This window comes from Mangrovibacterium sp., from assembly GCF_059905295.1.
The window spans coordinates 1-7,766 of sequence record NZ_JBZQJF010000229.1; the positions used below are offsets into that span (position 1 = coordinate 1).

The window sequence follows — 7,766 nt, forward strand, 5'->3', positions numbered from 1 at the left end:
ACCCGAAAGGAACTTTCAAAAAAAAAGGAGAACCGCTGTCCTCCTTTCCTCACTTAACCAAAACCTATCTCAATGAAAAATGATTGATAAAAACCCCTCTGTTATGTATGTGGGATAAAGGTAGGGTAGCGGAGCGTTAACGCGTGCGAAGGAATGTTAAAAGATCTTTTTGTTGTCCTTGAGCCGGGAGGCTGTTACTTTCTTCCTGCAGTTGGTTTTGACTCACCCCGACGCTCACTATGCTCGTGCCACCTCTCTCTACCAGTAGAGAGGGGACAGATTCAGCTAAAATCTTGATTTTAGCTGAACCAGGGGAGAGACAGTTAAGCGTTAAGTTCCGACATATATCGGTCAAGTTTTGCCGTCTCTGACTCGCCTATATGGGAATACTCACCACCTGGTTTCTTAACGCTCTTTTTCATTAGACGGGGGGCGCTTCGAGCTCGCTATGGTGCTATATATCTTGCAGATTGCTAAAGCCCCTTCAAGGGGTTTGGGGTAAATACAAGAAGGCTTGTTAATCCCCGGCCGTTAGCCGGGGCTGTCCGTTGGACTGGGGTGTTGACAAAAGAAATTAAAGGTTGAAATCGAAGCCCATGCCAATATTGAAAACCTGGTTCATGTCGAACTCGTAGGCTTTGTGGTAATTATTGGTTTGCAGCTCAAATCGACGATAAACCGAGTAGCTGGTTTTGAGTCGCAGGCGGCAGTTTTTAAAGTTGTGTTGCCATTCGAGGCCGCTAACAACATTGAAATAACTAATCCGGTTGGCGATTCGGCCATGCTGGAAACGATCGTCAGTGATGGGGGTGCCGATGTGGCCGTTGTAGCCATTGATGTCGGCCAGCAGGGCCAGGCTGTTCTTCGTGCTTAACCGGCGGGTGATCCCCATGCGCGGAAAGCCGAGATTCATTTCCCACTTGTCGTTCCAGGCTTTCCAGTAGCTGATGACCGGTATGGGAGCCGGAAAACCCAGCGTGCTCGAGTAGGTTAGCCCGAAGGAAAGACGGCTTTTGGCAGTGTTGCTATAGTTGAATAAGGCAACGGCATTGATGTAGAGGTCGTCGCCACTGATGCTCGTTGAAAAGTTTGAATTAAGCTGGGGGATCAGGATGCCGGTAAATGCCCATTTAGGACTTTTCAGTCGCCGGGAATAGGCCAGCATGAAACCGGCACTGTGAAACTGGTCCAGCTTACTTGGAAATTGCAGTTCTTTGTTGATGTCGATTGCAGCATAGGTGTAACTACCCCGTAGCATGATTACGCCTTTCTGACCTTTTTGGATGAGCCAGCTTCCAAACCTGGCAGTGATACCGTATTGTTGAAAAGAGGCATCACTTTTCGTGTCTGAGTTCCACACTCCTTTGAGGCTGATGTCGTAGTTGTCGGCTGTTTGTGCCTTTAGGCTCATGCTGCAAACCAGCAGGCCGATGATGATCAGGTATTTCATGATGTTTGGGGTGATTGGATTAAATCAATTTTTCGGAAAGTGGCTCAATATAGGGAATTTGTGATATCAGATACCAGATTTTTGTCATGCTATGGGCAGGCAATAAAAAACCCGGGGCGGTTGGCCTCGGGCTATTATTTTCAGTTGGTATTTTTTCAGACAATTCTGTTGGTCTCGGTGTCGGGAAACACCAGTTGCGGTTTAAAGCCTTTGGCGGCTTCAAAGTCCATCATGGCATAGGAGATAATAATCACCACATCGCCAACAGCAACTTTGCGGGCAGCGGGACCATTCAGGCAAATGACACCTGAAGCACGTTGTCCTTTAATGACGTAAGTTTCCAAACGTTCACCATTGTTGATATTGACGATCTGCACCTTTTCATTTTCAATCAAGTTTGCAGCATCCATTAAGTCCTCATCAATGGTAATACTTCCCACGTACTGCAAGTTGGCTTCAGTAACCGTTACTTTGTGAATTTTCGATTTACAAACTTCAATATACATTTCGTTCTCTTTTTGGGTCGGTGACCTGATCTGTTTCTTCTGACCGTTTCGTGGTCGGCTTTAGTTGATCTTTTCGTCTAAAACCAGGTTGTCGATCAAACGAACTTCGCCACAAAAAACAGCCAGACAGGCTACTTTGTTTACCGGTTCATTCCAATCGTTCACGGGTTTCAGGTCGGTATCGTTAACAATTTCAAAATATTCCGTTTCAAGGAACGGGTTCGCATTGATGGTTTCAACCACCATCTTTCTAATTGTTTCTACGCTCTGGCCGGGTACTTGGTTCCTGGCTTCACACAGTGTTTTGTAGATTACCGCTGCATTTTCGCGTTGCTCGGCAGTGAGGCGTTCGTTACGTGAACTGCGGGCCAAACCACTTTCTTCACGAACAATGGGGCAAGCAATAATCTCGACCGGCAAAGTTAGTTGTTTTACCATTGCTTTCACAATCACAAGCTGTTGAAAGTCTTTTTGGCCGAAAAAAGCTTTATGCGGCTCTACCATATCGAACAGTTTGCTGACCACCTGGGCAACTCCGTTGAAGTGTCCGGGGCGAAAACGTCCTTCCATGACCTGTTCCAGCTCGCCAAAGTTAAACCGGCGGGTGTCGGGCTCGGGATACATGGTCGCCACATCGGGGGCAAATATAGCCTGACAGGGACTCGCTTCCAGCAAGTTCGCATCAGCTTCAAGTGTCCGCGGATATTTCTCCAAATCCGATAGATCATTAAACTGGGTAGGGTTAACAAAAATGCTTACTACCACAAAATCAGTTTGTCGGCCTGCTTCTTCAACCAGCGACAGGTGACCGGCATGTAAAGCGCCCATTGTGGGCACAAAACCAATCGTTTTTCCGGCTGCTTTTTGGGCGCCGATTAACGACTTTAGATCGCTTATGTTCTTAATAACCAGCATGGGTAAAAAATCAGGGTGCAAAGTAAATAAATTAATCTATACGATGTCCGGCTAAAGTGCTGCTTTCAGTGAAAATCCCTTCAATATTGATCTTAAATTGAATATTAGGCATATTTTTATTAATTTTGCCGAATCAATTTTCAGCAAGCTTTCTAATGGAAAAGAAAAGAATCCTATTCATTTCTCAAGAAATAACACCTTACCTTCCCGAATCCGAGATGTCAAAAAAAGGCCGATTCCTGCCGCAAGGTATCCAGGAACATGGTCGCGAGATCAGAACCTTTATGCCTCGTTACGGAAGTGTAAATGAACGTCGTAATCAACTGCACGAAGTGATCCGTTTGTCGGGTATGAACCTGGTGATCAACGATGCAGACCACCCTCTGATTATTAAAGTTGCCTCTATTCAGGCAGCTCGTATGCAAGTTTACTTTATTGATAATGAGGATTACTTTCACCGAAAGGCTGTATTGAAAGACAGCAAAGGTAAAGAGTTCGACGATAACGATGAGCGTGCCGTATTTTTTGCGCGCGGTGTTCTCGAAACGGTTATCAAATTACGTTGGGCTCCCGACCTGATTCACTGTTCGGGCTGGTTGGCTTCCTTAGTTCCTTTATATATTAAGAAGGCTTATCACGATGATCCGCTTTTTGAGAAATCGAAGGTCGTTTACTCGGTTTACAATGAAAGTTTTAAAAAACCGTTAAGTTCAGCAGCTGTCGATAATGTACAGATTGATGGAATCAACCCGGAAGATGTGGAATTATTGAAAAACCCGACTTACGAGAGTATGATGAAATTGGGTGTTCAATATGCTGATGCAGTGATTCAGGGCAGCGAAACAATTAATCCTGAACTGGCTGAATATATTGCAGCTTCAGGAAAATTGAACCTTGACTACCAAGGGGAAGATACCTACATCGACGCGTATAACGAATTCTACGATAAAGTATTTTAAGCTCATCGCTTAATAAGATATTGAAAGAGCCCGGAAGTTTTTCCGGGCTCTTTTTTCTGAAAGTCTTTTTCAAGATGCGTTTAAGAGGAGCGATTCTACTCCAATAAATTTCCGCTAGCCTTACCAGGCGGGTTTTCATCTTTGGCTTGCCCCAAAGACGAAACAGAAAACGCAAGGCTGATTTTTATCTTCAGGTATCAGCTCCTGAAAACTAAGTTCAGCCGGGTGATCTCCTTCTGTCGTCGGAGCTTCCCGGCTTCACTAAGCTTCCGGTTCGCTTCCTACCCTCGATAAAAAGTAGGCCAAAAGCGCTTCGAGCAGCTTCCTCTTCCTTCGATTGTCTTCAACTGTTTTCAAATTGTCTTCCATTGTTTTCAACTGCCTTCTCTTGTTTTCCTCCACTTTCATCCCTGTTGGAGATTCCCTCCGAATCATGAATGTTTTATTTTACTGGAATCCTTAAAAGCAACTATCAGGCAACGGGATCCTTTATAAATTTCATCCTTAAACTGATCGGGTTTCATCGTATTGTCCCCTATTTATTTTCTCGTAGATTACTCCTTTATGTCCATCAAAGTCAAAGGTTTCTTTAAATGTCATTCCAATCTTTTCAAGAACTTTGATTGAAGCCGAATTTTCACGCATCGCACGTCCGATAATTTTGGAAATTCCTAATTCATGAAAGCCAAATTCAAGGCATTTCGTTGCGGTTTCTGTGGCAAAACCTTTATTCCAATATGGTCTAAAGAACCTAAATCCAATATCATACTCGTCTTTATCTTCACTATATTTTAGTCCACACCAGCCGATAAACGTCGAAGTTGCCTTCTCAATTACGGCAAGTCGTCCGACACCATATTTTTCGTATTGGTCGTAGTTGCTCAGAAATTCTTTGGCAACTTGAACATTTTCAAATGCCAGGTCTCCGGTATATTGTATTACTTCCGGGTCAAGATTTAAGGCATAGAAATCATCCGCGTCATCTATGGTAAGATTTCGCATGATGGTCCGTTTTGTCTCTAAAAGCTGATCTCTATTCACTTCTTTAACTTCTCTTTTTTCATGAACGAATAAGTGCTTCCCGATCTAATTTATTAGAGGTGGTTCTTCGTTGTTATGCAAACTGAATTTTATTTTGCTTGCGCTTCTTTGGGTCGAATTACCAACCGATCGTAAATGACTAAAGCTAAAATCGTAACAATACCAATACCTGTAATGACATACCAGATTTTACTCGGATGATAGTGATCCCAAATAAATTGCGTCATTTGAGTTTCTGTCATTCCAAGTTTTTGAGCAGCAGCAGCGAAGTAATCATTTTTGGTAAACTCTTGAGTTATTTCCGGCATTGCAATACCTCTGCTCGACATTTCTAATTGCAGCAAGCTCAATTTGTCAGACCAAGCCTCGTATAGATTACCGGAAACAAAGGTCGTTAAGAAATTTCCTAAGAAAATTGGCAAGAAATAAGTTCCCATATATAGGGCTTCTTTTCCTTTTGGGGAAATTAATGCGATAAATGAGGAGAAGGTTGGATTTGTCATCATTTCACCAATTGCAAAAATCATGATTCCCAGTATCGTATATAAACCATTCCCGGTATAAAATGTAATCCCAATACCTATTGCGGCAATAAAAAAGCCAGTTATCATGGCACTTACATGGCGCATTTTTAATACAAAGAACGATACGATTAACTGAAATAGGATGATAGATCCGGCATCCAGGTTAATTAACATCTCCGGTTTAACTGAATCACCTCCCCCACTCATGGCACTGGCAATCCAGGGAGAGATCTGTGCAATTGTATTATGTAATGCTTTCGTATTTACCCAATCTTCAATAAAAGTTGGAAGAGTATAGAAAAGTTGATTAAACATCGTCCAGAAACCAACCATAATAATAAGCAATACAGAAAGACGACTGTCTTTAACAGCTTCCCAAATTTTAACTAAGGAACTTTTAATAGCTTCTGAAATGGTTTCGGTATTTTTCTCTCTGCCCTTTTCTTTATAAAAAAGTAAAACGATTACTAAGTTTATCGTAATAACAATAGCTGCTTGAAGGAATATTAATTTCCAACCAAATTGGGTACGCAGGGTGGATGAGAAAGCTGGTCCAATAAACCCACCAATATTCACCATCATATAAAAAATCCCGAAACCTAAAGTCGAATTAGACTCATCGGTGTTTTTGGTCACAATAGCAGAAGCAACCGGTTTAAACATTGCTGCACCTACGGCTACCCATAAAAACACAATAAACACCATGGCATAGGATTGCACCTGGCCCATGATATAATATCCTGAAATCAATAATACATAGGCAATTATTAAAGATATCTTATAGCCAATTTTATCGGCTATTACTCCGGTAAACAAGGGCAATAAGTATAGAATGGCAGTTACAATCCCCATAATTTGCCCTTTTTCAATATGTGAAAGTCCAAGTCCACCTTCGTCAGTTGATCCGGTTAAGTAAAGTGCCAAAACTGCAAATAGTCCATACCAGGCCCAACGCTCCATCAATTCCATAATACTTGCAATCCAAAATCCTTTTTTAAAAGATTTCATGACACCAAAAAAAGATTTCTTAGCTGTTTCCATTTTATTTCGTTTTTATTGATAGTTTAATTCTTTTACTCCAAAGCTTTTTCATGGAATTCGTCCATCTTAATAAGCTTGCAGTTGTGCGCTGTCTTCCTAAATATTTAATACAACAACAATCACGTGTCTGTTGTGTGGGATAACCTGCCCTATGACAAGTAAGTGTACCCAGCATGTGCACACTTACTTGTAAGTTCTGGATAGAACTGTAAAGTACAAATTTTTGGGATTAAACAATAAAGTGTCGTATGAAATTATTCCGGAGGGCGTAAGTCCCTTCCCTCCCGAGACACCAGGGAACCTGCCAATCTAAACTTTCATCTTAGCAATCCGAACTGACCTTGTAACTAAGCACGAATTTGTTTTGTTTTTCGTAGGGAAAATCCCCAAAAAATTGATTATTACATGCTTTGCTCCTGTTTATTCATATCTTAATGCTTTCACTGGATTTCTTTTTGCCGCTTTCCAACTTTGTAAATTCACCGTTAGCAATACAATACTTAAAGCCAGCACACCAGGCAATATATAGATCCACCAACTTAGATTGGTTTTGTAAGCAAAGTTTTCAAGCCATTTATTCATTGCGAGATATATCAATGGTGTGGCAATAATAAAAGAAATAGATACCCATATCACAAAGTTTTTGCTTAGTGCAGCCAGTATTTCTGTAATTTTTGCTCCGTTTACCTTGCGAATGCCAATTTCTTTGGTGCGTTGTTGAGAAATGAAAAGTGATAGCGCACCAATGCTGATTACTGCGATTATTATTCCCAATATTGAAAATGTTATTAAAATGCGGCTTAATAATGTTTCAGATTTGTATTGTTCTGCAACTTTATCGTCTAAAAAGAAGTAGTTGAACGCTTGACCGGGATAATAATCATCCCATATCGACCGTATCCTTTCAAGTTCCCGGTGCATATTTCCCGGGGTCAGGCGAACATGAGTAAAGCGTGCCCATTTTCTTGATTCACCAAGTGCGAATGCAAAATCACCAATGGCTTCGTGTGCTGAACTGTAGTTGAAATCATCAACAACACCAACAATATGAATAGGTATCTGGTCTTCTGCGCGCATTTGGCTTGCCTGAAACTGTTTAAGAGCTTCCATACTCCCGTATTTCTCAATTAATCGGTTATATAGATGTTTATTTATCAAAATACCTTTTTTAGGTTCGTCAGGTGTATTTATCAGCTTTTTAATAAGCGGGATTTTCATTGTTTTCAAATAATCGTAATTGGCCATCATTAAAGCGGCATTGCCCTCTAATCCTAAACCTTCAAGTTGTAAGTTTTGTGTTGGATACCCGAAATATTGATAAGTAAAACCG

Annotated in this window: 7 protein-coding genes; 1 reads left to right on the plus strand and 6 read right to left on the minus strand. The window is 41.4% G+C overall.

All coding sequences use genetic code 11. The features are described 5' to 3' along the window. Positions 1 to 574: 574 nt before the first annotated feature. The 3 genes from AC37HE_RS12170 to panC form a co-directional block, all read right to left on the minus strand. Positions 575 to 1,450 (minus strand): DUF6268 family outer membrane beta-barrel protein, encoded by an 876-nt coding sequence (locus tag AC37HE_RS12170; protein WP_500783116.1) that lies wholly within the window; start codon positions 1,448 to 1,450, stop codon positions 575 to 577. Between the two features lie 155 nt (positions 1,451 to 1,605). Further along, complete coding sequence (gene panD / locus AC37HE_RS12175; protein WP_500783117.1) at positions 1,606 to 1,956, minus strand: aspartate 1-decarboxylase; 351 nt, start codon at positions 1,954 to 1,956, stop codon at positions 1,606 to 1,608. 60 nt (positions 1,957 to 2,016) lie between these two features. Then, positions 2,017 to 2,871, minus strand: a complete 855-nt coding sequence (gene panC, locus AC37HE_RS12180) for a pantoate--beta-alanine ligase (RefSeq protein WP_500783118.1) — start codon at positions 2,869 to 2,871, stop codon at positions 2,017 to 2,019. Between the two features lie 155 nt (positions 2,872 to 3,026). Between panC and AC37HE_RS12185 the strand changes: the two genes are divergently transcribed. After that, positions 3,027 to 3,830: a glycogen/starch synthase gene (locus AC37HE_RS12185; protein ID WP_500783119.1), complete on the plus strand. Its 804-nt coding sequence runs from the start codon at positions 3,027 to 3,029 to the stop codon at positions 3,828 to 3,830. Positions 3,831 to 4,334: 504 nt separating this feature from the next. Here AC37HE_RS12185 and AC37HE_RS12190 read toward each other — a convergent pair. The 3 genes from AC37HE_RS12190 to AC37HE_RS12200 form a co-directional block, all read right to left on the minus strand. Then, positions 4,335 to 4,832: a GNAT family N-acetyltransferase gene (locus AC37HE_RS12190; protein WP_500783120.1), complete on the minus strand. Its 498-nt coding sequence runs from the start codon at positions 4,830 to 4,832 to the stop codon at positions 4,335 to 4,337. Positions 4,833 to 4,960: 128 nt separating this feature from the next. Further along, positions 4,961 to 6,436, minus strand: coding sequence for an MFS transporter (locus AC37HE_RS12195; RefSeq protein WP_500783121.1), 1,476 nt, complete (start codon positions 6,434 to 6,436; stop codon positions 4,961 to 4,963). Positions 6,437 to 6,856: 420 nt separating this feature from the next. Beyond that, a partial coding sequence (locus tag AC37HE_RS12200) for an ABC transporter permease (protein WP_500783122.1) occupies positions 6,857 to 7,766 on the minus strand: 910 nt, incomplete at its 5' end.

Excerpts from the sequence above, each read along its gene's own strand:
- AC37HE_RS12185 (WP_500783119.1), top strand. The coding sequence starts at position 3,027 with ATGGAAAAGAAAAGAATCCTATTCATTTCTCAAGAAATAACACCTTAC.
- AC37HE_RS12170 (WP_500783116.1), bottom strand. The coding sequence starts at position 1,450 with ATGAAATACCTGATCATCATCGGCCTGCTGGTTTGCAGCATGAGCCTA.
- panD (WP_500783117.1), bottom strand. The coding sequence starts at position 1,956 with ATGTATATTGAAGTTTGTAAATCGAAAATTCACAAAGTAACGGTTACT.
- AC37HE_RS12195 (WP_500783121.1), bottom strand. The coding sequence starts at position 6,436 with ATGGAAACAGCTAAGAAATCTTTTTTTGGTGTCATGAAATCTTTTAAA.
- AC37HE_RS12190 (WP_500783120.1), bottom strand. The coding sequence starts at position 4,832 with ATGCGAAATCTTACCATAGATGACGCGGATGATTTCTATGCCTTAAAT.
- panC (WP_500783118.1), bottom strand. The coding sequence starts at position 2,871 with ATGCTGGTTATTAAGAACATAAGCGATCTAAAGTCGTTAATCGGCGCC.